At 38.9% G+C, this 26,905-nt stretch carries 24 protein-coding genes; 12 read left to right on the top strand and 12 right to left on the bottom strand.

What is annotated here, in order from left to right:
• Window positions 1-30 precede the first annotated feature (30 nt).
• Window positions 31-765, top strand: coding sequence for a 3-deoxy-D-manno-octulosonic acid kinase (locus tag QQK00_RS00120; RefSeq protein WP_284215444.1), 735 nt, complete (start codon window positions 31-33; stop codon window positions 763-765).
• A gap of 2 nt (window positions 766-767) precedes the next feature.
• Here the strand turns inward: QQK00_RS00120 and QQK00_RS00115 are convergent, their stop codons facing one another.
• Both QQK00_RS00115 and QQK00_RS00110 read right to left on the bottom strand, forming a co-directional pair.
• Window positions 768-1,556: a glycosyltransferase family 25 protein gene (locus tag QQK00_RS00115; RefSeq protein WP_284215443.1), complete on the bottom strand. Its 789-nt coding sequence runs from the start codon at window positions 1,554-1,556 to the stop codon at window positions 768-770.
• Entirely contained in the window at window positions 1,546-3,009 is a 1,464-nt protein-coding gene (locus tag QQK00_RS00110) for a capsule assembly Wzi family protein (RefSeq protein WP_284215442.1), read from the bottom strand. The genes QQK00_RS00115 and QQK00_RS00110 overlap by 11 nt, the downstream gene beginning before the upstream one ends.
• Before the next feature lie 169 nt (window positions 3,010-3,178).
• On the opposite strand from QQK00_RS00110, the gene coaD reads away from it, so the two are divergent.
• On the top strand, window positions 3,179-3,673 hold the full coding sequence (gene coaD, locus QQK00_RS00105; protein WP_284215441.1) for a pantetheine-phosphate adenylyltransferase: 495 nt from the start codon (window positions 3,179-3,181) through the stop codon (window positions 3,671-3,673).
• Between the two features lie 9 nt (window positions 3,674-3,682).
• On the opposite strand, the gene QQK00_RS00100 is transcribed toward coaD, so the two are convergent.
• The 5 genes from QQK00_RS00100 to rpmB all read right to left on the bottom strand — a co-directional run bounded on the left by QQK00_RS00100 (window position 3,683) and on the right by rpmB (window position 6,301).
• Window positions 3,683-4,399 carry a glycosyltransferase family 25 protein gene (locus tag QQK00_RS00100; RefSeq protein ID WP_284215440.1) on the bottom strand — a complete coding sequence of 239 codons (717 nt, stop codon included), beginning with the start codon at window positions 4,397-4,399 and terminating at the stop codon, window positions 3,683-3,685.
• 38 nt (window positions 4,400-4,437) lie between these two features.
• The gene (mutM, locus tag QQK00_RS00095) at window positions 4,438-5,250 is read right to left on the bottom strand and encodes a bifunctional DNA-formamidopyrimidine glycosylase/DNA-(apurinic or apyrimidinic site) lyase (protein ID WP_284215439.1); all 813 of its coding nucleotides are present in this window, start codon (window positions 5,248-5,250) and stop codon (window positions 4,438-4,440) included.
• Between the two features lie 40 nt (window positions 5,251-5,290).
• Window positions 5,291-5,761, bottom strand: coding sequence for a hypothetical protein (locus QQK00_RS00090; RefSeq protein ID WP_284215438.1), 471 nt, complete (start codon window positions 5,759-5,761; stop codon window positions 5,291-5,293).
• A gap of 136 nt (window positions 5,762-5,897) precedes the next feature.
• Entirely contained in the window at window positions 5,898-6,053 is a 156-nt protein-coding gene (gene rpmG / locus QQK00_RS00085; protein WP_136252789.1) for a 50S ribosomal protein L33, read from the bottom strand.
• Between the two features lie 11 nt (window positions 6,054-6,064).
• Complete coding sequence (gene rpmB / locus QQK00_RS00080) at window positions 6,065-6,301, bottom strand: 50S ribosomal protein L28 (protein WP_284215437.1); 237 nt, start codon at window positions 6,299-6,301, stop codon at window positions 6,065-6,067.
• Between the two features lie 375 nt (window positions 6,302-6,676).
• Here rpmB and QQK00_RS00075 point away from each other — a divergent pair, with 375 nt between their 5' ends.
• The gene (locus QQK00_RS00075; protein ID WP_284215436.1) at window positions 6,677-7,336 is read left to right on the top strand and encodes a hypothetical protein; all 660 of its coding nucleotides are present in this window, start codon (window positions 6,677-6,679) and stop codon (window positions 7,334-7,336) included.
• Window positions 7,337-7,429: 93 nt separating this feature from the next.
• On the opposite strand, the gene radC is transcribed toward QQK00_RS00075, so the two are convergent.
• Window positions 7,430-8,104, bottom strand: coding sequence for a RadC family protein (gene radC, locus QQK00_RS00070; protein WP_284215435.1), 675 nt, complete (start codon window positions 8,102-8,104; stop codon window positions 7,430-7,432).
• A gap of 79 nt (window positions 8,105-8,183) precedes the next feature.
• On the opposite strand from radC, the gene coaBC reads away from it, so the two are divergent.
• Window positions 8,184-9,437, top strand: coding sequence for a bifunctional phosphopantothenoylcysteine decarboxylase/phosphopantothenate--cysteine ligase CoaBC (coaBC, locus tag QQK00_RS00065; protein WP_284215434.1), 1,254 nt, complete (start codon window positions 8,184-8,186; stop codon window positions 9,435-9,437).
• 13 nt (window positions 9,438-9,450) lie between these two features.
• Window positions 9,451-10,038 carry a nucleoid occlusion factor SlmA gene (slmA, locus tag QQK00_RS00060; protein ID WP_284215433.1) on the top strand — a complete coding sequence of 196 codons (588 nt, stop codon included), beginning with the start codon at window positions 9,451-9,453 and terminating at the stop codon, window positions 10,036-10,038.
• An 89-nt stretch (window positions 10,039-10,127) separates the two neighbouring features.
• Here slmA and QQK00_RS00055 read toward each other — a convergent pair whose 3' ends face one another.
• Window positions 10,128-11,786: a M28 family metallopeptidase gene (locus tag QQK00_RS00055; protein ID WP_431307711.1), complete on the bottom strand. Its 1,659-nt coding sequence runs from the start codon at window positions 11,784-11,786 to the stop codon at window positions 10,128-10,130.
• A gap of 276 nt (window positions 11,787-12,062) precedes the next feature.
• On the opposite strand from QQK00_RS00055, the gene QQK00_RS00050 reads away from it, so the two are divergent.
• The 7 genes from QQK00_RS00050 (at window position 12,063) to QQK00_RS00020 (ending at window position 21,792) form a co-directional block, all read left to right on the top strand.
• Entirely contained in the window at window positions 12,063-12,626 is a 564-nt protein-coding gene (locus QQK00_RS00050; RefSeq protein ID WP_284215432.1) for a TetR/AcrR family transcriptional regulator, read from the top strand.
• 116 nt (window positions 12,627-12,742) lie between these two features.
• Window positions 12,743-13,066, top strand: coding sequence for a DUF1820 family protein (locus QQK00_RS00045; protein ID WP_284215431.1), 324 nt, complete (start codon window positions 12,743-12,745; stop codon window positions 13,064-13,066).
• A 12-nt stretch (window positions 13,067-13,078) separates the two neighbouring features.
• A complete protein-coding gene (locus QQK00_RS00040; protein WP_284215430.1) occupies window positions 13,079-14,857 on the top strand; it encodes a DUF885 domain-containing protein in 1,779 nt (592 codons plus the stop codon).
• A 23-nt stretch (window positions 14,858-14,880) separates the two neighbouring features.
• Window positions 14,881-16,284 carry a DUF945 family protein gene (locus QQK00_RS00035; protein WP_284215429.1) on the top strand — a complete coding sequence of 468 codons (1,404 nt, stop codon included), beginning with the start codon at window positions 14,881-14,883 and terminating at the stop codon, window positions 16,282-16,284.
• A gap of 189 nt (window positions 16,285-16,473) precedes the next feature.
• Window positions 16,474-17,190: a translesion DNA synthesis-associated protein ImuA gene (gene imuA / locus QQK00_RS00030; RefSeq protein ID WP_284215428.1), complete on the top strand. Its 717-nt coding sequence runs from the start codon at window positions 16,474-16,476 to the stop codon at window positions 17,188-17,190.
• Window positions 17,191-17,213: 23 nt separating this feature from the next.
• Window positions 17,214-18,689, top strand: a complete 1,476-nt coding sequence (locus tag QQK00_RS00025) for a Y-family DNA polymerase (protein ID WP_284215427.1) — start codon at window positions 17,214-17,216, stop codon at window positions 18,687-18,689.
• Entirely contained in the window at window positions 18,673-21,792 is a 3,120-nt protein-coding gene (locus QQK00_RS00020; RefSeq protein WP_284215426.1) for an error-prone DNA polymerase, read from the top strand. Before QQK00_RS00025 ends, QQK00_RS00020 begins: the two co-directional genes overlap by 17 nt.
• 19 nt (window positions 21,793-21,811) lie before the next feature.
• On the opposite strand, the gene QQK00_RS00015 is transcribed toward QQK00_RS00020, so the two are convergent.
• The 3 genes from QQK00_RS00015 to QQK00_RS00005 all read right to left on the bottom strand — a co-directional run bounded on the left by QQK00_RS00015 (window position 21,812) and on the right by QQK00_RS00005 (window position 26,736).
• Entirely contained in the window at window positions 21,812-23,902 is a 2,091-nt protein-coding gene (locus QQK00_RS00015) for a winged helix-turn-helix domain-containing protein (protein WP_284215425.1), read from the bottom strand.
• Window positions 23,903-24,573: 671 nt separating this feature from the next.
• Complete coding sequence (locus QQK00_RS00010; RefSeq protein ID WP_284215424.1) at window positions 24,574-24,804, bottom strand: calmodulin; 231 nt, start codon at window positions 24,802-24,804, stop codon at window positions 24,574-24,576.
• Between the two features lie 249 nt (window positions 24,805-25,053).
• Entirely contained in the window at window positions 25,054-26,736 is a 1,683-nt protein-coding gene (locus tag QQK00_RS00005; protein WP_284215423.1) for an SWIM zinc finger family protein, read from the bottom strand.
• Window positions 26,737-26,905: the final 169 nt, after the last annotated feature.

Raw genomic sequence — 26,905 nt, 5'->3', positions numbered from 1 at the left:
GGTATGTATTCATTACAGCATAAATTTGTCATGACATTACAGTTACATAAGCGCAATTGCAACGAGCAAAATGAAGTTATCATCACAACGGCTACATCAACTGCAATCCACCTAAACCATCATCACTTCGCTAAGGATTTCTTACAACAAAACCAATTGATTCAGCAAATTCGTACTGGAAGAGGCGAGGTGTTTTTTTTTAATTTAGAGAATACACAATGTGTATTGCGCCACTATCGACGAGGGGGCTTGGTTGCTAAATTATCTGACGATAAGTTTCTTTGGAAAAATATTGAATCTACCCGAGTATATAAAGAGCTGAAACTGTTACAAACAATGCAAAAAAATGCCTTGCCTGTGCCAATGCCAATTGCAGGTAGAGTAATTCAACGCGGCATATTTTATACAGCAGACATCATCACTCAAGCCATTCCAAATACACAAGAACTCCATGCCTACCTACAAAATCAGAAGTTACATGAATCTTTATGGGAAGATATAGGTTATATGGTAAAAAGAATGCATAATCTCAACATATGTCACGATGATCTTAATGTTAAGAATGTTCTCATTAATGATACTGATCAGGTTTTTTTAATTGATTTTGATAAGTGTTATGTGCGTAAAGACGGGGATTGGAAAAAGCAGAATATTTCCCGATTCAGGCGCTCTATTGATAAGCATCATGACCGATTGGGTAGTAGTTACCAATTCGCCAAATCAGACTGGGATAGTTTTTTATTAGGTTACTCTCAAAAAGTGTAATGCTACCGAGTTTGTATTGAAGATACCTTCGACGCCTCTCCTCGTAAAAACAGTGGCTCTTTACATGCTAAAACATTCAAATTTGTTTTTTCTTGGAAAGCATAAAATATTCTATCTGGCTGAAGTACAACAGGTGTTTGTAACTCTAGATATTGCTTTGCTGCATCAAGCGTTAGGCAGTATGCATGAGACCCTGAAAACTTACCAGCATGATAAAAATATTCACTATGGTGCCGCATAAGTAAATTATTTATTCGACTCACAGGTACATGCTGCCAATTTGCGATATGAAGTTGACGATACACCTTATACAAAAATTGTTTCAAATAACCTGAGATATTTTCATAGTAACAATCATAATAATCTAGCATTAGAACATCCCAAGAAACAGGTAAACTATTGATACAAGATGAAAAATTATGCAATACATCAAGATTAGGAATAGCGTCATCTTCAAAGATCAACACTTTCTGTAAACTGTTTTGAACCATGTGTTGATGTATACAGCGGTGAGAGTGCGCACAAGCATACTCACCTAAATTCATTGAACGATGCGTACGCTTTAGTTTTCGGTGTGTTTCATCATCATACTGGGATTTATCATGTAGTACACTCTCATGTAATTTAGATTTGTCGGTTGCTGGCCAAAACTCATAATCCAACCCTGACATATTCTTCTTGATACTTTCTTGACGATCTTTCGCTCGATCTAGCGTAATAACAAAAATACCGTCGAAAAAATCATTTAACGGTTTGAAGAGTGAATGGGCATTAATTGAGTCAGTATGCATATTGCGCTTTAAAATAGATTAATGAGTCAGTACTTGTTTTTTCAGAAAATTCTCGGCGAGCAATACTTCCACCGGCTTTTAATAACCACTGACCATAAGGATGCTGGTAGAAACCAGATAATTCAAGGACGTTTTCACTGTCACTATCTATTAGTAAGGGTGATGGCCTAACGCCATCTCGATTTAGCTCTACATCCCGAAGTAACAGCTCTGCTACAGCGCCGTTTTCAAAACGAAAATTTGCACCTGCCGTCATTTGCTTTGCATCACTATCAAAGGTACTGCCTAATGCTCGGCCATATGTTCTGTAACCAGTTTGATAAGTGCCATTTTCATAAAAGCAATTCAAATTATTTGTTGCGTTGCCATCACAATTGACATTGGTATCACTCGTTTCGACAAATACTTTTACCCCTTGAACATAGGTAGATATACCAAACAAATTGGCATTATCAGTAATGCGATAACCGTCAACAGAGTCTTCTCCTATACGCTGTATATAAAATGACACGGGTCTAGCAAACAACCTTGCGGTGTAACTGAGATCAAAGCCCGCAATATGATTGCCACGTTTGGTTAACTGGGACTTGGTACAAACACCGGTGGGACGAATGCAGACACTTTGAAAAGTAACGGCCTCAACAAAGGAGTCTACGCTTTCATCTTGGCCCTCACCTCCCCACATCAACACCCAAGACGCACCAAGCTCAAATCCATCAAAAGGCCTCATTGTAAAGCGGTTAAGCAATATTTTAGTATCCGGCACAACGCGCGTGCGTTCAAGTTGACCAATTTGAGATGTAAAATACCAAGACCCTATCCAAGATAACCAGGGATGTTCTGGCGCAGCAGTGCTCGAGCGAGAAAGCGCTAAAGCTTTAATTGGACGACTGTTGTTAGACAGGATTAGACTACTAGACTGCGCTGGCCCCCAAAACTGCTCTATAGAACCAAGCCGTAAATTCCAATTACCAAATTGATAGGCAAGGAAACTATTGTCTATATTTTTTTCGCCGCCTTTTGAATAATTAACACTCACTTGAGCTGACCAAGGGCCTACATACAACTCAGTCAATAGCGTTGCTTTTCCGGTGCTATCTACACCGTCGTCAAGGCTTCGGAATCTGACATCATCAGATGCCCCTTGCAGCATTAAATACTGACGCGCCTTCGCTTGTTTTTGAATAGATAAATAATGCTTAAGGCGCAACAACGCTTGCCGAGGCCTATATGGCATGGCATCAATCGACAAGTTATCTACTTGCGACGAAATACCTCGCCAAGGTACCGGATAAGTATTCACTGTCGTATCCAAAAATCCCCACTCGACGAGCGTCTGGAGATCATAGTGTAATTGTTTATCTACCGTACCAACCCAAGGTGAGGCCTTAGTAAAGAACGGTAAAAACAAACAACAACATAGCGCGATTAACGCAAAAGGCTTAATTTGCATTGCATCCTTTCATAAAGATCATGTATAACATCCGCGATCATATAGTAAAATACTGTAATCAACAGTGTTTTTTATGTGATTAATTGTTAGATAATGTAGTGTATGCTCAGTTCCAAAAAATAGTAATAAATACACACCTACTATACATCCAAAAATTCAGGACATTTTGATGGCAGAAATTAAAGCTATTTATCCAGGGACGTTTGATCCAATTACCAATGGGCATGCTGACCTAATAGAACGCGCCGCAAGTATGTTCTCACACGTCATGGTAGCGATCGCATTTAACCCCAGCAAACAACCGTTATTTACATTAGACGAGCGTGTAGACTTAGTACGCGGCGTTACGTCACATTTACCAAATGTGACAGTAAAGGGGTTTACCGGTTTATTGGCAGATTTAGCCAAGCAAGAAAACGCAAATATTCTTATTCGAGGTTTACGCGCAGTATCTGACTTTGAATATGAGTTTCAACTAGCGAACATGAACCGACGTTTAAATCCAGATTTAGAAAGTGTGTTCTTAACGCCTTCTGAAGAAAACTCGTTTATATCCTCGACCTTAGTAAAAGAAGTAGCACTCCACCGGGGCCGAGTCGATGAATTTTGCGCACCCAGTGTTATGGATGCACTAATGAAAAAGCTTGCTCTTCAACAAACTTAAAACGACAATTCACTTATAACAGTGATTCTTGAATTTGAATGCTATCTGCTGAAATATGCGCCTAATTCGGCGCTTCTCTACTTTGTCGCGACTTTGTACTTGTGAGATATCACTTTCTACATTAGGGTTTGGTGCAAATGGGAAAGGCAACAAACCGATAACCTTAATACCTCGTTCCCACCAATATTGTAAATCCACATCGACTGGACGAGAGAACTTGTTTGAGCTATTTAGTAGTTTTTTAGCGCCTTCAAAACTCACAATTTGAGCACAAGTACCTGCAGGAATTTTGCTGAATGTAACCACACTGCCACCAGCAATACTCTTAACACTTTTAACTTTTCGCTCTCTATTTTGATAATTAGATAATTTAATGTAATCAAAAGTATCCTGCTTATCTAGAAATTGCGTCACTAACTTTAAATCGGTTTGAAGAATAAAGTCATCTTCTAAAATAAGCGCATAAGGCAAATTTCTATCAACAATCGTCTGCCAAGCTTTCCGGTGGCTTAGGTAACACCCAATTTCGCCTCTTGTTAGTGGTTTGTAATAGTCTTTTACGTTTTTGTCGGCAGAATAATAGGTATGTAACTCTTGTTCGGAAAGCGCTTTACCGTTTACTGCTGATAGCCTCTCAAACTCGATGCCCATCGAATTTAGCTGGTCACATGACGATTTCAGGCGTGCTGTTGAGCTATCCAAATTAATCAGGAAAGTAGGGAGCATATTGTCCATTGTAAGAATGTCGAAGCCTTATTATATATCTATCTTTGACAGCCTATGCAATAAAATGTATTCCGCTGTCCAATAACTTTTGATTTAATGTTTTTTTTACACACTTCACAAGGCTCTCCCGCCCTACCATACACTCTTAAATGCTGCGCAAAGTACCCCGGATTGCCATCTGCTTGAGCAAAATCTTTTAACGTGGTTCCACCCTGCTCAATAGCTAATGCCAACACTTTTTTAATGTTCTCGCTTAAACGTAGATATCTAGCTTTACTTACCTTCCCTGCGGCTCGCCGAGGATCAATGCCTGACAAGAATAATGATTCGTTTGCATAAATATTACCAACCCCCACAACCACAGAGTTATCCATAATAAAAGACTTTACGGGCGTTTGTTTTTCCCGAGAGAGTTGATGTAGCCTATTCCCGTCAAAAGCCTCTGTAAGAGGCTCAGGGCCCAAATTCGAGATTAATTTGGACTCCGGTTCATTTGCTCCTCGCCACAGACAACTACCAAAGCGCCGAGCGTCATTCAACACTAACTTATTACCTGAAGTAAACAGGATTTCTATATGATCATGTTTTTTGCGAGGCAACGCAGATTCAACTACCCGCATTTTCCCAGACATTCCCAAGTGCAACATGATGTCACCAACACTAGTATGTAAAAATAGATATTTGGCACGTCGTGACACTTTTTCGATAGTTAAACCTTCGACCAGATGCACTTCGTTTGGTACTAACCAACGAAGTTTAGCTTGATGTACGAGCACTTTTTGTACTTGTTCTCCTTCAACATAAGGGGAAATACCTAATCTAGTCACTTCCACTTCGGGCAATTCAGGCATGTAAACTCCACATAACAGGGTCAGAATAGAAAATATGCTACTACGGCATTAATTGGGATAAGCTCGGAAAATCCAATAAATAGTAACGTGATTCATGCACAAAATAGGTTTGTTCAGCGATAGTTTTAATGCTGTATACCAACCCGTTTTTTTGACCGGCAATCCAAATAGTAACCACATGATCTAAGGGATAAAATGCCGTCGGTTCAACTTGTTCAAGCGGAAGGCGGAGCAAAGCTCTTTCCCATTTACCAATAATCTCTGCAATAGCTTTACTCGTTAAATTAGGCCTTAGTTTTGATTCTGGGCCAACGACACGCCAGCCGGTGCCAACACGCTCAAAGTTCAACTCATCGATTTCTACATTTAAAATCACTGCACCTTCTGGTACAACAGAGATCACGGATAGCTCACCCTCACCAAAAAGTTTGTCCCAATTTAAGACCACTATCAATATCAGCATGGAAAATATAAGCACATTATTCCAAGCTTTTTGTGACAAGCGACGCATGACGACTTCCCAAAAAGATTACAATCAAGAATAGCTAACTTAACACTATGACAATTTAAAGGCATCAAAAAACCCAGCATTTGCTGGGTTTTTAATGGAGACAAAGTCACTCACTAAGTGAGCGCAAGCAAAATCTTTACTTGATTTTTGCTTCCTTGAACATCACGTGTTTGCGAACTTTAGGATCGTATTTTTTGATCTCCATTTTGCCCGGCATGTTACGCTTATTCTTATCTGTGGTGTAGTAGAAACCAGTACCAGCAGATGAAACCAATTTAATTTTATCACGCATGATAGATTCCTTTAGATTTTCTCACCACGAGCACGCATGTCAGTTAATACTGAATCAATGCCCTTTTTATCGATGATACGCATACCTTTAGTAGATATACGAAGTTTTACAAAACGATTTTCACTCTCAACCCAAAAACGGTGAGTTTGTAAATTCGGTAGAAAACGACGACGAGTCGCGTTTCTAGCGTGCGAACGATTGTTACCAACTGCTGGACGCTTTCCGGTAACTACACATACTTTAGACATTATTGTCTCCAGAACAATTAGTTTGCCGTTTAACTTCAGCAAACATATTTTGCCGTTAAACGCGGTTAATTAAGAGGGCGCATTTTATACAGTATTTCAGATTAAAATACAAGCTAAAATTTACTCTTTAGCTTTTCATTAAACTCAATTTTTGTTCAATCTCATCAGTTTTAATTGCAATTGGCTAAAACGCCTCATTACAATTGAAGAGCATATGCCTTATATATCTCTTTAATAATATGAATCTTTTATTAAAATTCATCAGTATGCCTTGAATAGAAAACACTTTTGTATAAAGTCCAGGAAGCCCATGGAGGGTGATGTACGGTGAAAACCGGTTAATTTATGTTATCTAATATTTAAGGAAAAACGTTGATGAACAAAACAAAAAAATTAATTGTAAGTTTAGGAATTACTTCTGCTTTACTATCGTCAAATGCATTTTCAGCAGTATTTGGGGATTATGATAGGACTCAAAGAAATAACTTCTCACCAAACAACACTTCATATGTTACAACACCTCTAAAAGATGCTCATGGTATAAAAGATGGATACATTTGCACAGATACAAGATTAGTGCCTGGAAAACTAGTAAATGGATATTGCTATGTAGAACACAATGGCTCCGGTTTTAAAAATAGTCAGTATTATGCTTTAGAAACTCCCAGTTTCTCAAGTGGTTTAGCGTTTGCATTGTTTGATATTACACTTTCTGGAAACGTCCATACCGGATACCTTGATTTTATAAGAGAATACGGTGTTACGTTAGGAGGCCAAGATTCTGGCGATTATTTATATCACTGTTTCGTTAGAGAAGGGCATACTAAAAGAACAGCATTCGGCAAATATGTTCCTGCGCACAATACTTGCTATTACGAATTACATGGAGCTCGTAGTGTAAGCCCTACGACAGGTTTAGATGACAAACTTGCTTGGGGAGAATGGGAAGTATCTGTTGTAGTTGCTCCTGACAATTCGGCAACGCTACCACCATTCACAAAATATAGCTCTACAGTCTTGGATTATTCCAACTAGCAGAAACACTGCGTCAGTTTAACTAAGTGTTAATTAAGTGCCGAGAAATAACTCGGCGCTTTTTCTCTCTAAAGAGACTTCATCATCTAATAATTACAACAAGCCTAATCCTGCAAATGAAGCAGCTGTGCAGTCACCCACCACAAAATGGTCTAACACAATAATATCAACCAACGCCAAGGCTTGCACAATTTTATCCGTAATGTACTTGTCGGCATCGCTAGGTTTCGTATGCCCGCTTGGATGATTATGCGCCAATATAACAGCGGCAGCATTGTCTTCCAGCGCTTGCTTAACAATTTCCCTGGGGTATACCGCTGCGCTGTTTATAGTGCCTGAAAACATTTCTCTGTTCGCAATTAATTGATGTTGGCTATCTAACATTAATACAACAAACACCTCTCGCTGCTTATCTCGTAACTGAGAAACTAGATACTTAGATGCGTCATCAGCCTTGGTAAAACTACGCTCCTTAACCATCATTTCCGCCATACTTCGATGATGCAGTTCAATACTCGCTTGCAGCAACACATAACGAGCTACACCAATCCCCTTGGTGCGTAATAAGCGTTTTCGCGATGCATTGACTATACTTCGTAGTGACCCGAATGTTTGCAATGCTTCTCTCGCTAACGCTACAGCATCACTGCCTTTTGTGCCGGTATTAATGAATATAGCCAACAATTCTGCGTCGCTGAGTTTATCTGCGCCGTAATGCAATAATTTTTCTCGTGGACGCTCTTGCACGGGCCATTGGGTGATTTTCATGTTTCCATCCTTGGTGAACAATGGTTTAATTAAGCTTATTGATTGAATGACAGGGTATCTTCTGCCCAATAAGAGCAATATGCAACTTGAACAAAAGAACGTTTTATTAGGTATTAGTGGCGGAATTGCCGCTTATAAGACGCCAGATTTGGTTCGTAAACTAAAAGCCCAAGGGGCAAATGTACGTGTTGTCATTACCGAGTCTGCTTCACATTTTGTAAGCACCTTGTCTTTACAAGCCGTGTCAGGTGAAAAAGTAAGTACTCACCTTCTCGACGAGCAAGCTGAATTAGGTATGGGCCATATAGAACTTGCACGTTGGGCTGACATATTTTTAATCGCACCAACAACTGCAAATACAATTGCGAAGCTTGCCCATGGCCTAGCAGATGATTTGCTGACGACACTAGCACTTGCAACTAAAGCCCCTATGCTCCTTGCACCAGCCATGAATCAACAAATGTGGGCCGCGCAAGCAACTATCCATAATGTACAAACACTGGCAGATAGAGGCGCAGTACTATTAGGCCCAGCGGCAGGGGAGCAAGCATGTGGTGATGTTGGTTTCGGAAGAATGCTAGAACCAGAAGAGATTGTCACTGCATTAGACAGCTTTGTTGCCTTGAACATGGCATGTTCACCGATAACGCCAGCACAAAATATCAGTAAAAATGCATTGTTGTCTGGCAAACGGATAATGATTACGGCTGGGCCAACGCGAGAAGCTATCGACCCGGTCCGCTACATTAGCAACCATAGCTCAGGTAAAATGGGCTATGCCATCGCAAAAGCTGCCGTAGAACTAGGGGCAAAAGTTACCTTAGTCAGTGGCCCGGTAAACATATTACCACCAGAAAATGTAGAGGTAGAATCTGTTGTAAGTGCTCAACAGATGTATGATGCCGTAATGAGCGATATTGGTTCGCATGATATTTTTATTGCTTGCGCTGCAGTGGCAGACTATCGAGTAGATAATGCCAGCAATCATAAAATGAAAAAGAATAAGGACGATGGTCTAACGCTTTCATTTATACAGAACCCTGATATCCTCAAGTCGGTTGCCGCTTTAGATACAGCCCCATTTACGGTGGGTTTTGCCGCTGAAACACAAGATATGATTGAGTACGCAAAAAGTAAGCTAATACGAAAAAAACTGAACATGATTGCAGCAAACGATGTATCAAAACCGGGTTTAGGCTTTAATTCAGATAAAAATGCGCTTATAGTCATTACCCCTGAGAAAGAATATGAACTGGCTCAAGCTAGTAAAGACTCACTAGCAGTGAATCTTCTTAGATTAGTAGAGCGAGAATATCAAGAAACACAGAAGTAGAGACTAATTTACTATGCCTGCAACAAAAAAACCGAATAGAAAGGCACAAATATTACAAGCACTTGCGGGTATGTTAGAAACCAACAATGGTCAGCGAATTACAACAGCGAAGCTCGCACTCGAAGTTGGTGTATCTGAAGCCGCTTTATATCGTCACTTTCCTTCTAAGGCTCGAATGTTTGAAGGCCTTATCGAATTCATTGAAGAAACCCTATTTTCACGGATTAATAAAATTGTAGCGGAAGAGAAAGACGCCGCCAATCGATGTCAGCTTATATTGCATTTGCTACTCGGTTTTGCAGAAAAAAACCCAGGCATTACACGCATATTAAATGGTGACGCACTAACTGGCGAACAAGAACGTTTACGAGAACGAATTGCTCAGTTGTTTGATCGTATAGAGGTTCAATTAAAACAAATACTTAGAGAAAGAAAGCTAAGAGAAGGAAAAACCTCCGCCATCGATGAGGGGATTCTTGCAAACATTTTAGTCTGCTTTGTTGATGGTAGAATTAATCAATTCATCCGTAGTAAATTTGATCGTAAGCCTACCCATCAATTTAATGAGCATTGGTCATCTATAAAAACTAATTTTTTCTGAATCAGTTATTTCCAGCAATATATGTCAACAATAATAAAAAGCCTGCAACGTATTAAACTAGCAGGCTTTTTTATTCACAAAGATATTGCTTATTTATCGGTTAAGTGCTTGCCAAAGGTCTTGCCGAAAAAGCTATCACGATACCACGCTGGCTTAGCAGGTTGATTCGCCAGTTCTAAGCCAATTTCATAGTTAACACGCGTAAATGTATCCGCGGCAGCCCACACAAAATCCTGCTGCATATCATCTGACGGTTTATGATAATTTGTTGCTAAAAAATTATTTAGCACTTGACTACCATCAATATCAGGCGATTTAGATTCAATACCTGTCACTAAAAATATGGCCGGTACACCTTGTTTTACAAAAGAATAATGGTCAGAACGAGTAAACAAATTAAGCTTAGGCCACGGATCCGCCGTTAATTTAATGCCGGCGTTTTGCGTGGCGTTATCAACCGAAATTCCCATAGTGCTATGTGACGCACCGAAGGCAATAACGTCGGCAAACTCATAAGTTAGCAATGGCATATCTAGGTTAACATTAGCGACCATCTCACCGTCAATTGTTGGGTTCTGCGCAAAATAGTCTGCACCGAGTAAGCCCTTTTCTTCTCCTGTTACGGCTAAGAATAAAATTGAACGTTTTGGTTTTTCTGCTAAGGTAGAAAACATACGCGCTGTTTCTAACATAACTGAAACGCCACTCGCATTGTCCATCGCGCCATTATTGATACGGTCTTTCTTTACCGACTTCGAGATGCCAATATGATCTGAATGCGCAGTAAAAATAACAAACTCGTCTTTTAGTACCGGATCGCTACCTTCTAAAATACCAGCAACATTTGGACTCGTTAAATCATTATGCGTAGACTGATAGGCTAAGTTTACCGATAAAGGCAACTCAAACCCTTTAGGTGATTTATCATCATCAAGATCAGTAAAAATGTCCTCCAATGTTCGCGGTGCATTTTTAAACAAACGTTTACCTGATGCTAGGTTTAAATAGGCCCCAGCTTTGATTTCAGGCGATACATTGCCAGGAATACCATCATCACCAACCCAACGCATTCTAGGTACATGAATATAAGAAAGAGACCGTTGATAAGGCCTTACCTCTTCATTGGACGGCGTTTGTAATGAAATAATCCCCACTGCCCCCCGCGCAACTGCATATTTACGCTTCTGTGTTGTTGACGCAATATGTGCGCCCTCTTCGGAGGGGAATGATGCAGGCTTACCACTCAAATACACCACAACTTTCCCCGTGACATCTAAGCCCTGATAATCGTCATGCGCTAACTCCTCAGACACAATGCCATAACCGACAAACACAAGCGGAGCTTCTATTGCTGCGTCTTGATAGACTGCATTAGGGCTAACCAAATAGTCTTTCGGATAATCCAATGAAAACCCATCTTCACCTTCAAAAGATAATGAAGGAGACTCCTGTACGAGTAAGCTTTTACGAAACTTAATTCGTTGAAAATAACTATCGTCGGCACCGCCAGGCATTAAGCCATATTTCTTGAACTCACTGGCAATATACAAAGACGCAATTTCATGTCCTTGAGAGCCGGTATCTCTACCCTCAAGTAAGTCATCTGCTAAAAAGTGCATATGCCCTTTTATGTTTTCGATATTCGGTTCCGTCACACCAGCTAGCGGCGCTTCATGCACCTGATATTCGGTAGTACCACAACCTAGTAAGCTTAGTAAAAAAGCGCCCGTCAGCGCACTTTTTCTAATTGAAGTGTTAAATGATGTTTTATATGTGTGATTCACAATGTTTTCTCTGTCGTTATTTTTATAATCTTATCTGCTCAAAAATAGCAGTGATGCAAGCGCTTATTACGCGCAGTCCTAATGACCATCTCTGTATGCTTTTTTATAGAAGCAAGGCCTTTATACCACAAATTAACAATGGCTTGTCGATCTTTGCAGCCCTTTACACTTGCGCTTCTTGTCAGTATTGCGTATAAGAATTAGGCAATGGTAGTTTGCCTTTGTAAACCATGGTGCTGAATGCCGAGAAAACCTAAATATACACTCGATCTTATATTCGAATACGCGATTCCAGTAGTATCTGTACGTGGCTACCGTGGTTGTAATATGCAAGATTTACTCACTAAGACAGGCTTTAATCGGCGTGCATTCTATTTAGAATTCGGTAATAAACAGGCCTTTTTTGAAGCATTGCTCGATCACTATATAGCCAAACATTTAGTGCCATTAGAGTCTCATTTACAGGATGGTGAGAAAGCGCACGCCGGTATACTTGCATATTTTTTAGCTTACGAAACACTGATCATGGACAAAGGCTGTTTGCTCGTCAGTCTCTTGTTAGAAATGGGGCGACATAGTGACCATATTCAACACTCAGGGCGACTGCATTATGATCGCTTACAGCAATTATTTATTGGCTTACTCGAAAAAGCACAAGAGAACGCAGAGCTATCTATATCGGTTGATATTGAGCGTGAAGCACTGCAACTCAGTTTTTTGACCCAAGGGTTTGCAGTATCAAGCGCTTTACAACAAGGTAAAGAAGATATTCAAACTGTTTTAGACGCATTATTTAAATCATGAGAAGCCAATTTTGCTTATCTACTGTCTGGCATTTACAATATGGCAAGAGCATAACCTCCTAGTCTTACGCGAAAGCGTTTTATTTCCTGTAATTATTTAAAAGTGTAGATGTAATAATGAGCAAAGAATCCCCTATTTATCGAGTTCAATTTATTAGCAACGGGGAACGTTATGAATTGTATGTTAAAGAATTAACCACCAGCAGCATTTTTGGATTTGTTGAAATTGGAGATTTTGTCTGGGATAAGCACACTGAGCTAGTATTAGACCCAAGCCATGAAAAATTGAAAGATGAGTTTGCTGACGTAGACAGAACATATCTGCCCATGCATCATGTTTTACGTATTGATCAGGTGGCTAAACAAGGTAGCGCTAAAATCACGCAATTATCTGACAAAGTAACGGCACTTAATACCCCCATATACACGCCAAAAAAATAATAAGGGCAGGCTATGCTAAACCCCCAAAGGCAATCCATTTATCGGATAAAACTTGATAGAATTTTAGTCATATTATGTAGTGCCTTTGTCTTACTTCATAGCACAAAGACACAGGCAGAGAATAAAAACTTTGAGCTACTTTTGGATGACATTTGGCAGTATGAACTAGCGCAATTCCCAAGTATTGCGCGCAGTGAAAACCTTCGCCCCAGTCGTCCTTTAATAGATATCTCAATGTCTGCAATCGCGGCAAGACAAGCTAAGTTCACAGAATATCTACATCGACTCGATAAGATAAATGCAGACGATTTAAACGCATCTGAAAAAATTAGCCTGTTTATGCAACGCTACCGCCTTCAAAATTATCTGGATGAAATAAAATTTAAAGCATACCGTGTGCCACTGACATCTGAGTATGGCTTTCATAGCAGCCTAGCGTCAACCGTTAGCAATTTTCGCATTAGTACTCAAAAAGACCTTGAAGATTATCTTGCATTATTAGATGCCATACCTGCTTATATTGCTCAAAATATTGACTACATGCGTAAGGGAATGGCAGTTGGACATGTTCAACCTGCGTCAGTATTGATTGATTATGAAGATACAATCAGTCCATATACCAACAAAGAAATAAAAGAACACCCATTCTTTATATACAAAAATACTACAAATGAAGCAATATTCTCTACTGAAAAAGAAACGTCCTTACAGGCATCTATCGCAAAGGTGGCAAACGCATACCAAGACTTTTACACTTTCTTTGTAAATGAGTATAGACCGGCAGCTAAGCGAAATATTGCCGCGACAACTTGGCCATCTGGCGAAGACTTTTACAATAATCGAATTCGCTATTACACCACCACAGATATGTCTGCTGAAGATATTCACAGTGTAGGCCTGACTGAAGTCGCAAGAATACGAAAAGAAATGCAATCAATCATAGATGCACTAGATTTTGATGGGGATATTGCTGATTTTATTCATTTTTTACGTAACGACCCGCGCTTTTACGCAAAGACGCCTAAGGAGCTCATTGTTACAGCCTCGTATATTGCTAAACAGATGGATGCTAAGTTACCTCAACTTTTTTATAAAATGCCACGAACACCCTATGGCGTCGCACCTGTACCAGACAACATTGCACCCAAATATACCACCGGCCGATATATTTCACCGCGACGCAATGATCAACCAGGCTATTATTGGGTAAATACCTATGCGTTAGATAAGCGCCCTAAATATGCACTCCCTGCACTAACACTGCATGAAGCAGTACCGGGGCATCATTTTCAAATTTCTTTGGCAACAGAAATGAACAGCCTCCCTAAAGTTCGCCGCTCTACATATATTTCTGCTTTTGGGGAAGGTTGGGGTTTATACGCTGAATTTTTGGGTCTTGAAGTGGGCATTTATGAAGACCCTTATGATAATTTTGGCCGATTAAGTTACGAAATGTGGCGTGCTTGCCGCCTAGTCGTCGATACAGGTATGCATGTATTTGGCTGGTCTCGAGAAAAAGCAATAAACTACATGCTCAAGAACACGGCGCTTAGCGAACACAATGTACGTACTGAAATAGACCGTTATATTTCATGGCCTGCGCAAGCTCTATCTTACAAAATTGGGGAAATCAAAATTAAAGCCTTACGCGCTAAAGCAGAAAATGCGTTAGGAGAAAAGTTTGATTTACGTGCCTTTCATGATGCTATACTAGCAAATGGCTCTGTTCCACTCTTTGTGTTAGAAACACACATTGACCAATTCATTGAAAAGCACAGATTTACCGAGTAAATCCATAGCACAAGGAAGTAAACATGAAAAAAATCATCATAGCACTTATCGTAGTACTCGTATTATTTGGACTTATCGGGCCTAAGTTTACGGGCAATATCTTCAATAACGAATTAGACAATATTGCCGAAGCAATTAGCCAACAGCCGATGTATAAAGCAAGTATTGAAAAGCGAGAACAACATTGGTTTTCAAGCACAGCAGAGCTGATTGTAAGTATGGATTTAGACGGTATGCCGGAAGCTCAATCGTTTGATGCTTTTTCGCTAACAATCCCAATTGAAGCTCAACATGGGCCTTTTTTAACACAAGGCGGTGTTGGTATTGGTTGGGCTAACTGGCAAATTAATATTGAAACACCGGAAAATTTTGAAGGCTCAGTGTTAGATACCGACACAAGCATAATTTATCAGATCAGTGCACGCATGGGATTACTCGGTACAACACATTATGCAGATAAAGTACCCGCATTGATGTATAACGACCCAGCCTCTGGTGCAGAACTTACCTTTACAGGTTGGGCTGGCGAAGGTCGATTTAATCAAGATTTAATTGAATATGAAGGCGATACCGAAAGTTTTAAAATCAATGTAAATGGTAAAGATGTCTTAGACTTATCAAATATGAAAATTGATATGGATATTGACGCAGGCTTAGCGCAAATATTAGAAAAAACCTTATATGCCAGTGTGAGTGAAATTAGCATCGATAATCTGACGTTTAATGATCCTGAGTCTGATGATACGGGCAAACTAGATAATCTACTTTTTACGACCACATCAAGCTACAATGAAAAAACGGATTTAGGTGACATTTTAATGTCTTTTAAAACGCAATTAATAGAAAGCCCTTACGCTAATTTTAATGACATAATATTGGATATTGAAGTACGCAATTTACAAGGTGCTTTCTTTAAAGCCTATCAGGATATGACTAATCGTATGCTTGAAAGCCCGCAAGCATCAAAAGACAGCATCAATGATTTATTCGAAGCGCCATTACTTAGTCAATTACAAGTAAATCCTGAGTTCAACTTACCAAAACTTAGCGGTAAGGTGAATGACAGCGCTTTTGAAGCTTTCATCAATACTACGTTAGCAGATGTACAAGCATTACCATCCCCGCTAGAAGACCCTGCATTTTGGGTACAACATGCATTAGTGGATGCTAAAACGACTATTGAGGAAACTGCAGCCTTGTTCTTTGCTGAACAGAGCGTTAAATCTCAGCTCACGAATAACCCCCAATTTGCTCAAATGTCTGAACAAGAAATTACACAGATCGCGAACCAACAGGCTGGTGCGACCTTAGCAGCATTAGTACAACAAGGAATGTTGTCTAAAACAGACTCCGGGTATGAGTTTACATTTACGTTAAAAGACGCAAAAGCTGAATTAAATGGTAATCCAATGCCCTTACCTTTCTAAGGTATTAGGCCTATGAGTCATCGAAATAGGCCTAGCTTGAAATAAATATCTAAAAAGCACAAGGTAATAGAAACTGGCAAATGATGTCACACTGTTGATACTCATTAGTCGGTTTTTTTATTTGTGGTAGTTGATCAAATACTCAGAATGATTATACTGTGTTTTTATACAGTACAATTTGAATTGCATATGAATCCTATTCTGCATGAGTTAGCACGTAAGCAGTGGGTGTGGTCAGCAACAAGTGCAAAGCAACAAAAGCAAAAAAAATGCATATCAACTGGCTTCACCGAATTAGATAAGGCCTTAAATGCCGGCTTTCCTAACGCCGGTATGATCCATGTACAAACGATAACAGGCTGCGGCGAGCTAGATTTATTTATTAATATCCTAAAGCAACAAAACGTTCAGAATGAACAATCAGGTAACAACAAATTTTGGGTGTTTGTTTCACCACCAGGCGTACCAAATGCAGAATATTTACTTGCACAGCATATCGATATAAACAATCTATTAGTCATTCATAAAACCACTACCGAAGAAGCGCTATGGAGCGCTGAACAATGTGCCAAAAGTGGGGCTTGTATTGGTGTATTTTTATGGCAAAAACGACTTAGCCAATTACAAGTACGGAAATTAGAGTTGTCGGCACAACATGGCCAATCTTATTGTATTTGGTTTACCGATAGCAAGGTTAAACAAGCAAACCTTCCTCTCAGTTTGTCGATATCTATGACTCGGCACAAAAATGACATAGCGATTCAAATCAATAAGCAAAGAGTTGGCTGGACACAGCAAAGTATTACATTGCATAGACCATTTAATTGTCATACTTCGATAAAACGAAATAAACAAGCTCACCGCGCTGCAAAGATTATTAACTTGACTCAACAGTCGCTTAATTAAATGGTAAACAGTAGGTAGAGACAATGCAATTCGATACTCAATCGCTTTGGCTATATATTTATTTTCCTTCGCTTCAACTCGACCTTATCCAAAAACAATATACTGGTATTACTGAGCATGACTTTGCGCATACATCAGAGCTAAGAGCTAAGAAAAATGCCCCTCAAGCTATCTATCAAAGTAGCAGTAACCAGTTAATTCAAATAAACAACGCAGCTAAAGTAAAAGGAATTAAGTGTGGCATGGGCTTAGCAAAAGCAAGCTTACTCTATGGCGATCTCCAGATATTCGAATACAAACGCAGCCTTGAAGAAAATGCACTTGAACAAATAGCACAGCAATTATACATAGTGACTTCAGATATTGTGCTAGCACACCCTAATGGCTTGATTTTACGCGCACAAAATATGTTAAACCTTTACGGAGGACTAGCAGGATATTGGCGAGTTATTGAATACTGTTTAATAAAAACAAATTATCGTTTTATTGCTAGTGCTGCGTACTCAGTGCACGCAGCTAAACTTATTGCATTACATAGCAAGCAACATTTCATTACCAAAGATAGATCTAAGATTCAGCATATCCTAGATAAGTGTTCATTAGCTTACTCAGATATTGAGCCTAAAGACCTCCAAAAACTTGCTCGTGTTGGTATGCACACAGTCAAAGACTTAAGGCGAATCCCATCAGCTGAGGTTGCTGGTCGAGTTAATCGCTATAGTATGAATACCATTAATGAGCTACTAGGCTTAGCACCAAGCAAAGTAAAATTTTATCAACCTCCCTCAAGCTTTCATGAAACGATAGAACTACTTTATGAAATCGAAAATACCGAAAAACTACGCCCAATACTAACGCACACCTTACGGAATCTGGCTCAGTTTTTATGTATACGTAATGCACGTACATTACAAATAAAAATCGATTTTTTGCAACGTGATGCCCCCTGTTTATCCCTTACTTTCAACAGTGCATTACCTATTTATACGCACCTAGACTGGATAGAAATAATCAGCTTAAAGTTAGAAAGCGTTACACTTATCGCGCCTATATACGGTTTGTCGTTACATTGTGAAAAACATGAAACAACGCAAGCAAGTAACGATGATTTATTTGCCCAGCGGTCATCACAAATAGCAGGCTTATCATTGATTTCTCGACTAATGAGTAAATTAGGAGAAAGCAAAGTACAAGGCCTATCTTATGCGCAGGATTTTCGGCCAGAACGCGCTAATCAATTAGTACCATTTACTTCAAACACAAAAAAAGTCACTGGTGTAGGCTTTAACCATGACCAACCAGGCATATTACTAACATCACCTGAAGTACTGACACAGCAAGTCTCTATTATTAAAGGGCCTGAGCGTATCAATACCGGCTGGTGGGATGCACAGGCAATAATTCGAGACTACTACATCGGTCAAAGTCAAAATGGGCAGCGACTGTGGATTTACAAAACACCTAATGATCAGTGGTACTTGCATGGCTTCTTCACCTAATCATAATCAAGATTTTTGCCACAGCTTTGCAGAGCTAGTTTGCCAATCTAATTTTTCTTTTTTAGATGCTGCCTCGCATCCAGAAGAAATGGTTAGACAAGCCTATTTTTTAGGCTATCAAGCCATCGCGATTACTGACGAATGTTCAATGGCTGGGGTTGTACGTGCGTATAGCGAAATTAAAAATAATCATTTACCCATAAAGCTGATTGTTGGTAGTAAGTTTATATTTCAAGGACAAACCTTAGTACTACTTTGCCCTAACCGTAAAGCATATAGTGAATGCTGCAGAATCATCACTAATGCTAGACGACGTGCAAGCAAAGGCAAATACGAATTAGCAGAATGGGATTTAAAAACCATAAAACATTGTTTCTGTTTATGGTTGCCATCCCCTAAAGGGATTAAAGAAAATATAGAATGGGGAAAATGGCTTAAAACCTACTTTAAAGAACGACTGTTCTTGGTTGTTAAACGATGGTTAACCAGTAATGAAGAAGATAAAATTGTGACAGATCAAACGATTGCAGACAGTTTATCTTTAGATATTATTGCTAGCTCATGTGCCTTAATGCACGACCCTGGACGACTTCCTCTTTTACAATGTTTGCAAGCGATCAAGCGCGGCTGCACCATAGCAGAATTGGGTAAAAACACACTTGCTAATGCAGAAGCTTGCTTACGCCCAATTCATAAGTTAAATGTGATTTTCGACACCGAATGGCTTTCGAATGCTTGCCTGCTTGCTGCAGCTTGCGAGTTTAGCTTGTCTGAATTAGCATACGAATATCCAGCTGAAATAGTCCCTCAAGATTTAACACCCACCGAATATTTACGCGCACTCGTCGAAAAAGGAATTAAATACCGGTTTCCTGAGGGGGTATCACATCGTATTCATGAGATCATTGAAAAAGAACTTCACTTAATCCAAACGCAAAATTATGAACACTTCTTTTTAACTATTTATGACGTGGTTCAATTCGCAAAATCACAGAACATTTTATATCAAGGCAGAGGCTCCGCGGCTAACTCTGTGGTCTGTTATTGCCTAGAAATAACCGCAGTTGACCCTTCTCAAATTGATGTTTTATTTGAACGTTTCATTTCAAAAGAGCGTGATGAACCGCCAGATATTGATGTCGATTTTGAGCATGAACGGCGTGAAGAAGTTATTCAATACATATATCAAAAATATGGTCGTCAACGCACTGCACTAGCAGCTACGGTTGTTTCTTATCGATTTAAAAGTGCCTTACGAGAAGTAGGTAAGACATTAGGTGTAAGTATACTTGATTTGGATTTTTTCATTAAAAACATTAATCGCCGAGATGGTGCACTAAGCTGGCAAAGTCAATTATCAGATTTAGGCTTGGATCCTAATTCTCATCAAGCCAAGATTTTTATTTCCTTAGTTGAACAACTTATTGGTTTTCCACGACATCTTTCACAACATGTGGGTGGTTTTGTTATCTCAGATGGCCCACTCTACGAACTTGTACCAGTAGAAAATGCTGCAATGCCAGAACGCACAGTTATTCAATGGGATAAAGATGACTTAGAGAGCCTTAAACTACTAAAAGTCGATGTGTTAGCACTGGGTATGCTAACGGCAATACGCAAAAGTTTTGATATGTTGCGTGAACAATATGAACAACCATGTTCTATCCCATTCATAACTAAATTAGGCGATGACCCTCAGGTATATGCACGCATACAACGCGCCGATACCATTGGCATTTTCCAAATTGAATCACGTGCACAAATGTCGATGCTGCCACGATTAAAACCCGCCTGCTACTACGACCTAGTTGTACAAATCGCCATTGTCAGACCAGGCCCTATTCAAGGCGATATGGTACATCCTTATTTGCGCAGACGAGACGGTAAAGAAAAAATTGACTATCCATCAGAAAAAGTAAAACGTGTACTTCAACGTACAAATGGCGTACCTATTTTTCAAGAGCAAGTCATTCAACTAGCAATGGTCGCGGCTGGTTTTAGTGGCGGCGAAGCAGACCAATTACGCCGTGCAATGGCAACATGGAAAAAAACGGGAGAATTAACGAAGTTCAGAGCAAAACTTATTACTGGCATGACAGAGCGTGGATACGAATCAGCATATGCTGAACGAATTTTCGAACAAATCACAGGCTTTGGTGAATATGGTTTTCCTGAGTCACATTCGGCATCATTTGCTGTACTTGCCTATGTTTCTTCGTGGTTAAAACACTACTATCCAGCGGTTTTTTATGTAGGTTTACTAAATAGTTTGCCCATGGGCTTTTATAGCCCGTCTCAAATCATACAAGACGCAAAGCGCCACAATATTCAGATATTACCTGTTTGCGTCTTGGCCTCAGAGTACGATCACAAATTAAGCTTCATAGGTGGCAACTATGTTATTCAACTCGGTTTTCGTTTAGTCAAAGGTTTCAAGCAATCATCCTCTGAAGTTATTACCTGTTACCGAAGTACAACTGTCATTACAAATATTCAGCAAGTCAGAAATTTAGGTTTACCTGATACTTGCTTACAAGCATTAGCCAGCGCTGATGCACTATCAAAACTAAGTGACAATAGATATGCGGCGCGATGGCAACTACTTGATAATGTGCCTAGTTTACCTTTACTAAGAGATACACTTAAAGAGCAGCCCGCACCTACCTATTTACGACAACCTAGTCTGTTTGATGAACTCATTGAGGACTATGCGAGCACCGGACTATCTGTTAAACAGCACCCAATTGCATTGCTTTTAAATAGTCGCTTGTTACCTCGATTTACCTTAGCGGCTCAATTACAGCAGTTGCCTCACAAATCACTGGTATCTGTCATTGGTGTAGTTTCATGTAAGCAAAGCCCAGGCACTGCCGCAGGCGTTACATTCATTACTTTAGAGGATCATACTGGCAACAGTAATGTGATCGTATGGCAAGCCTCTGCAAGAGCGCAGAAACAAGCCTATCTAAATGCCAAGATACTTCAAGTAAGAGGAATTTTAGAAAGAGGCGATGGTGATGTCATCCACATCATCGCCGGAAAACTTATCGACTTAAGCTATCGTCTAGATGAGTTAAACACTAAAAGCCGTGAGTTTAGGTAGATTGGGTTATAGAAAATGGCTAATATGCTTTCGTTAACCCTTCGTACTTAATAATTTGATGTTGAGAATTTATTGTCACCGGTAAGATAAAACTATCTGATTCAGGCAAATAAAGAAACTCAGAGAGCCTTGGCAAAGTAGGTAATTGCACCTTAGTCACGTCACCATTTGATAAGTTTATTTGACTTAAATATCCGATGGCGTTGATGCTTAGTACTAACAACTTATCATCGACTAGCTGCCAACTGACCGCACTAGAAACACGTGTTTCAAAAATGACCTCTTCACTATCTGACGTGCTATCAAGACTAGTTTTTTTGATAACAGACAAACGCCCTAACTGATCTACAGTAAGATACATACTTTCGCCAAGGGGCACTTTCTGTAATAAGCCGCCTTGCAAACGTTCATATGTGCTTTGTGAGAGATCATACTCAAACACCGCTTCGCCGTTGAGGGGATCTGCAGCAGAAAAATAAAGAATGTTTTCGTTGTTAGGGTGAAAAACAGGCACTCGCATTTTTACCATCGGGACTTTTAACAACGAAAACGACTTGTCTTCTAGATTGAATATAAATACTCGTCCATTCAAAATACCAGCAAGTAAGTTTCCGGATTGATTGATACTTAAATACGATAGCTCATTTTTACCCTCAAATGTATATAAAACGACAGCCTGTGCGTCAAGAGAAGAATACTCAATTAATTGACTTTGCTCATCTGCGTTTTCGATAAAAAACACACGATTATCGTGAGCCACAGGATACCTAGGATTTCCAATCTGATGCAAGACGCTACCATCTGCAAAGTAGGGCTTTTCAATCCATTTATAATGCGCGAGCCCAATATCGGTTTTCAACGCGCGTCCAATAAAACAACCATCGCCACATACACCAAACAATTCACTTACATCAAGCAATGGCTCGTTCCAACTTATAAGTGAATCACTGGACAATTGATATGCTAAAAGATAACCATCTCGACTTCTAAATATGATTTGTTTGGTATCGTCAGCCCATAAGGATTGAACAACCGATACCGGTAAACTTTTTTGCTGTATCAAAACATTGTCATCAATGGAGAAGAGAAGAAAATCACTGTGACTAATTTGAGGAACAATTACTGCGACATATTTGTTATCAGGAGAAATTTCTACAGATAATTCAGAATTTAGTGTGCTTGGAGAAGTAAAACTAAGCTCTCTTTCAGTAGCATTTATTAATCCATAAAGGTGCAGATTTATTGTATTTTTCGATAAATCAATTGTAGATTCGACCACAACATTTTCGTCGAAATTAAAGTTAACAAAATTCCCATTCACTTTAGGCAACTCAAACTCTAGTGCTTCAATTAGCGCTAAGTTGGCACCCAAACTCCAATAGTTGATGAACCGCTTCTCTTGCCGCATAACAATCGCATAAAATGCTTTTTTATCGTTCGAAATACCAAAATGCTCAATTGCCCCGCCTGGAAACGCCAGAAAGTTATTTAGGTCCTCTGGTTCTAAAGATACTTTTACCACCTCGCCGATTTCATCGTATAACTTCTCAAGCCTTAAGTAGCTTTCACCACTCTGATAGTAAACATTTACTTCTTTACTTACACTCCCATTAATTACTGATGCAACTACAGTGTTTTCGACGGGTGGTAAAACGTCATCTTTTGGCGACGTCGTCAAAAAAGCAATTGACATAAACAAAATGGTTACGCATAACATACCTAAAAACAAAAAATACTTTAGCTTACTTTTTTTACTAGAAATGGATATTTGTTTAAAATCAACTGGGGGAATAAACAAATAGCCCTTTGTCGGCATTGTCTTAATATATTGTGGGGAACGCGCATCGTCTTTAAGTGATTCTCTTGTTTTTTTCACCAACGCACGAATCGCTTCATCTGATGCACTTTTACCGTTCCACAATTTTTCGATAATAGTCGGTTTGGTTAATATCTCTCCTTGGTTTGATATTAACAACAACATGAATTGGAAAACTTTTGGCTCCAAATGATATGATGCTTGCTCATCGGAAAGTACGCCTGCGTTGCAGTCTAAGGTATACTGCTTAAAGGTTGCGACTTTATTTTTTGCTTCAATATTTTCGGTATTCATGAAAATAGTTACCTATTTAGCATCACTTAAATTTACTAGTTATTACCAATGTGATTTTTTGTGAACATATATTTTAATATATTTATCATATACCTATAGTATATAAATTGGAGAGAAATGCGACTGTTAACTTATAAAATGTACAAAGTTCACTTCATAAAAATTTATGAAATTTGATAATCGACGATAACCTCTTATGCATATTGTCTTAGCTTCGAGGTTAAAAAGCTATCCGTTATATTTTTAAGGACCCTTGAAAACCTTAGATAATTATGCCCCTGAGTATTTGTATCAATTATGAGACTTCACAATTATTCACACTAAGGTATCTATATTTTCTTCGCATATGGTAAGAGCTTGCAGCCATTATAGGTATGCATAGATGTTGAAATTTCTTATCGATGTCTTTAGCTTTCATAGTGAGATATAGATATTTAATAATCACCATATTTAAAAGAATAAACATGCCGAATTTACTTATTACGTAGGTAAAAATGAGGTACTTTTAGAATAAAATGATTGCGTATTTACGCCGAGGATTCACATCAAAATATCACTATTGCTAGTGCTTACTTACATAAAGAATTCATGGGTAAATATATTGGCGCGATTGCATTAGTAACATCGGTAGTTAGACTCGCAACTAACTACCGATACTTTAATATGCGAGGTTACTCTAAACCAGCCTTAGCAAACTCGTCATAACTAAGTTCACCGTCGGCATTTTCATCAAGAGTAGCGAACATTTCACTTAACACAGAATGTACACTCGCTTCACTGCTAGAAATTGAACCACTTTTATCTACGTCCAATGAATCGAATAAATCACTTGATGCAAAACTTGCAGCACTCGCGACAACTAGAAAACTACCGATTAGCGTTTTTTTTGTAAATATTGACATAACTATCTCCATTATTAGTTAGATGACAGTGCTTTAAGTAGCCCTGCTAAACTTACTAGTACACATATCATGCCAATAGATTTAAATACTTATATATCAAACACTTAATACAATCACTTTATTAGAAACAGGCAAACTGCAAACAATTCTGTTACTTGATTCATACACCAAAGTACATAAAAATAAATTGAACTAAATGTAAATATTGAAGTTGACTTGGTGAGACGCACAGATTCATATCACGGAAATTTATAGCTCGCTAAAATTAAGTTGTAACAACTGAACAAACGTCAACCTGTCACCATTAACACTTATAAGCTCTTGATATAGCTTCTTTATTTCTTTTTTCCCATCTGGCATAAATGATGATTTTTCTTCCAACTCTAACATCAAATCAATCGCTATTTGATAGTCATTTTTTGTACCTTTAGAGACATATTGATGGATTAATTTTTTATATAAAATAAGTGCTTTGTGTGGCATATCATTCGTTAAGCAGGTGTAGCTCAATACATGCAGTTGATTTTCTGACACTGACTGCACATCAGCTATTAAATATGCCTTCTCGAATTGACCTGTCTCTAAATAGAAGCTGATAATGGGCTCATAGTTACGTAATCTTTCCGGTATATCAGTTTGTATGGAATTTAGGATCAACTCTTCAGCATTTGCCATTAGGGCAGTTACATCTAAACCTGTCTTGTTGTACAACGATAATAATATCTGGTAACTTTCATTAGAGAACGATTGCTCAAATGTTGACCAAGCAAGTGATATTGCACTTTCGTAATCTTTCTGTTTAATCGCAATATTCAATGACGCTTTAATCAGTAGATCTCTTTCCGCTGGGTGTTGAGCGAAACCCTGTGCTCTTTTTATATACTTTGAAGCGAGCGACAATTCGTTGTTTGATACACATTCATCAATGATGACCTCAAAATCTTTAACAGTTGAAGCTACGCTGGCCTTAATTTCCGCCGCTTTCTTTAGTTGCGCCGAATCAATCAAATATCTAACCAAAGAATTTGCAATGCGCTTCTTATTTGCTGGTGACATCGTTGACTTAAGTGTTGCTTCTAACGTTTTATAATACTGTTTTTCAAGCATTTTATTTTCGGGTTTAATGAATTTTAGTCCGATATCTCCAAAGTCAACACTCAAGAACTCTATGTTGTTTAATTGGTTAAGAAAGTCGACTTTGCGGTCTACATCCCACGCTAACTTATGAAATGTATCTACTAATGACCTTTCTAATAAATAATATACGCCAAACCTAAAGCCCCCAGAGTCATCAATACGCTCCATTACCTTATCGTACCTTAATAGGCCATATTCTATTAGCTCAATGCCAACATCGGCCTCTAGCTTCTCAATGACTGCCAACAATCTTTGTACTTTTAATCTAGCGTTAGAAAAATAGTTTCTAACCTGTTCATACTTCCAAAGATCTTTTAGCGGCAAAGATTTTGTTATTTCTTTCTTTAAATCCTTAATCTCAAATATGCCCAAATTAATATCAGCAAACATTACCCATTGCGAAAGAGTTTCTTGGTCTTTTTTTACAAACTCGAAAAGTGCTTTCTTTAGGTCTGCTGCAGGTAATGTATTAATATAACCTTCAACCCTTTCTGCTGGACCTTCGTTCAACAGACTATCAAGTTCACTTATACGCTGCTCATATTGAAGTAGTACTGCAACGCAATGCTTGCAGATATCAAAACCTTCAGAGGCAGGGCATGAACAGCCGCCATCAAATGTTTTGCCAATGATAGTCAGAGATACATCGTATACAAAGGAGCCTTGAACTTGCCCCCTTATTTGTTCATTTTCAACTGAAAAATCAAGCACAGCATTTGACTCAAATAGGCTTTTGCCTTTTTCGAACGCTGCTTGGCCGGATAGTCGCTGAATGATCGATTGAATTTCTGACATTTTATTTTGGTGGGCGTAAAAGGAACAATGGTATCAATAAGCTAAGGGCTTTAAAAGCCATCAAGCTACTTACTTGAATTGAATTTATTTTAGCCATAAAACGCAAGCATAAAAAAACCCGCAGCACGTGCGGGTTTCTGTCTCTTCTCAGAGAATTAGGAGTCTGGCG

The sequence above is a fragment of the Agaribacter marinus genome (genome assembly GCF_030160655.1).
In the GTDB taxonomy this organism is placed as follows: domain Bacteria; phylum Pseudomonadota; class Gammaproteobacteria; order Enterobacterales; family Alteromonadaceae; genus Glaciecola; species Glaciecola marina.
This window is presented reverse-complemented; position numbering and strand designations above follow the sequence as displayed.

Bases quoted from the DNA above. Each gene is read 5' to 3' on its own strand.
- QQK00_RS00075 (WP_284215436.1), top strand. From the start codon at position 6,677: ATGAACAAAACAAAAAAATTAATTGTAAGTTTAGGAATTACTTCTGCT.
- QQK00_RS00040 (WP_284215430.1), top strand. From the start codon at position 13,079: ATGCTAAACCCCCAAAGGCAATCCATTTATCGGATAAAACTTGATAGA.
- radC (WP_284215435.1), bottom strand. From the start codon at position 8,104: ATGAAAATCACCCAATGGCCCGTGCAAGAGCGTCCACGAGAAAAATTA.
- coaD (WP_284215441.1), top strand. From the start codon at position 3,179: ATGGCAGAAATTAAAGCTATTTATCCAGGGACGTTTGATCCAATTACC.
- rpmG (WP_136252789.1), bottom strand. From the start codon at position 6,053: ATGCGTGATAAAATTAAATTGGTTTCATCTGCTGGTACTGGTTTCTAC.
- imuA (WP_284215428.1), top strand. From the start codon at position 16,474: ATGAATCCTATTCTGCATGAGTTAGCACGTAAGCAGTGGGTGTGGTCA.
- QQK00_RS00050 (WP_284215432.1), top strand. From the start codon at position 12,063: ATGCCGAGAAAACCTAAATATACACTCGATCTTATATTCGAATACGCG.
- QQK00_RS00110 (WP_284215442.1), bottom strand. From the start codon at position 3,009: ATGCAAATTAAGCCTTTTGCGTTAATCGCGCTATGTTGTTGTTTGTTT.
- slmA (WP_284215433.1), top strand. From the start codon at position 9,451: ATGCCTGCAACAAAAAAACCGAATAGAAAGGCACAAATATTACAAGCA.
- QQK00_RS00035 (WP_284215429.1), top strand. From the start codon at position 14,881: ATGAAAAAAATCATCATAGCACTTATCGTAGTACTCGTATTATTTGGA.
- coaBC (WP_284215434.1), top strand. From the start codon at position 8,184: ATGCAACTTGAACAAAAGAACGTTTTATTAGGTATTAGTGGCGGAATT.
- QQK00_RS00020 (WP_284215426.1), top strand. From the start codon at position 18,673: ATGGCTTCTTCACCTAATCATAATCAAGATTTTTGCCACAGCTTTGCA.
- QQK00_RS00100 (WP_284215440.1), bottom strand. From the start codon at position 4,399: ATGCTCCCTACTTTCCTGATTAATTTGGATAGCTCAACAGCACGCCTG.
- QQK00_RS00045 (WP_284215431.1), top strand. From the start codon at position 12,743: ATGAGCAAAGAATCCCCTATTTATCGAGTTCAATTTATTAGCAACGGG.
- QQK00_RS00010 (WP_284215424.1), bottom strand. From the start codon at position 24,804: ATGTCAATATTTACAAAAAAAACGCTAATCGGTAGTTTTCTAGTTGTC.
- QQK00_RS00120 (WP_284215444.1), top strand. From the start codon at position 31: ATGACATTACAGTTACATAAGCGCAATTGCAACGAGCAAAATGAAGTT.
- QQK00_RS00025 (WP_284215427.1), top strand. From the start codon at position 17,214: ATGCAATTCGATACTCAATCGCTTTGGCTATATATTTATTTTCCTTCG.
- mutM (WP_284215439.1), bottom strand. From the start codon at position 5,250: ATGCCTGAATTGCCCGAAGTGGAAGTGACTAGATTAGGTATTTCCCCT.
- QQK00_RS00090 (WP_284215438.1), bottom strand. From the start codon at position 5,761: ATGCGTCGCTTGTCACAAAAAGCTTGGAATAATGTGCTTATATTTTCC.
- QQK00_RS00005 (WP_284215423.1), bottom strand. From the start codon at position 26,736: ATGTCAGAAATTCAATCGATCATTCAGCGACTATCCGGCCAAGCAGCG.
- QQK00_RS00115 (WP_284215443.1), bottom strand. From the start codon at position 1,556: ATGCATACTGACTCAATTAATGCCCATTCACTCTTCAAACCGTTAAAT.
- rpmB (WP_284215437.1), bottom strand. From the start codon at position 6,301: ATGTCTAAAGTATGTGTAGTTACCGGAAAGCGTCCAGCAGTTGGTAAC.
- QQK00_RS00015 (WP_284215425.1), bottom strand. From the start codon at position 23,902: ATGAATACCGAAAATATTGAAGCAAAAAATAAAGTCGCAACCTTTAAG.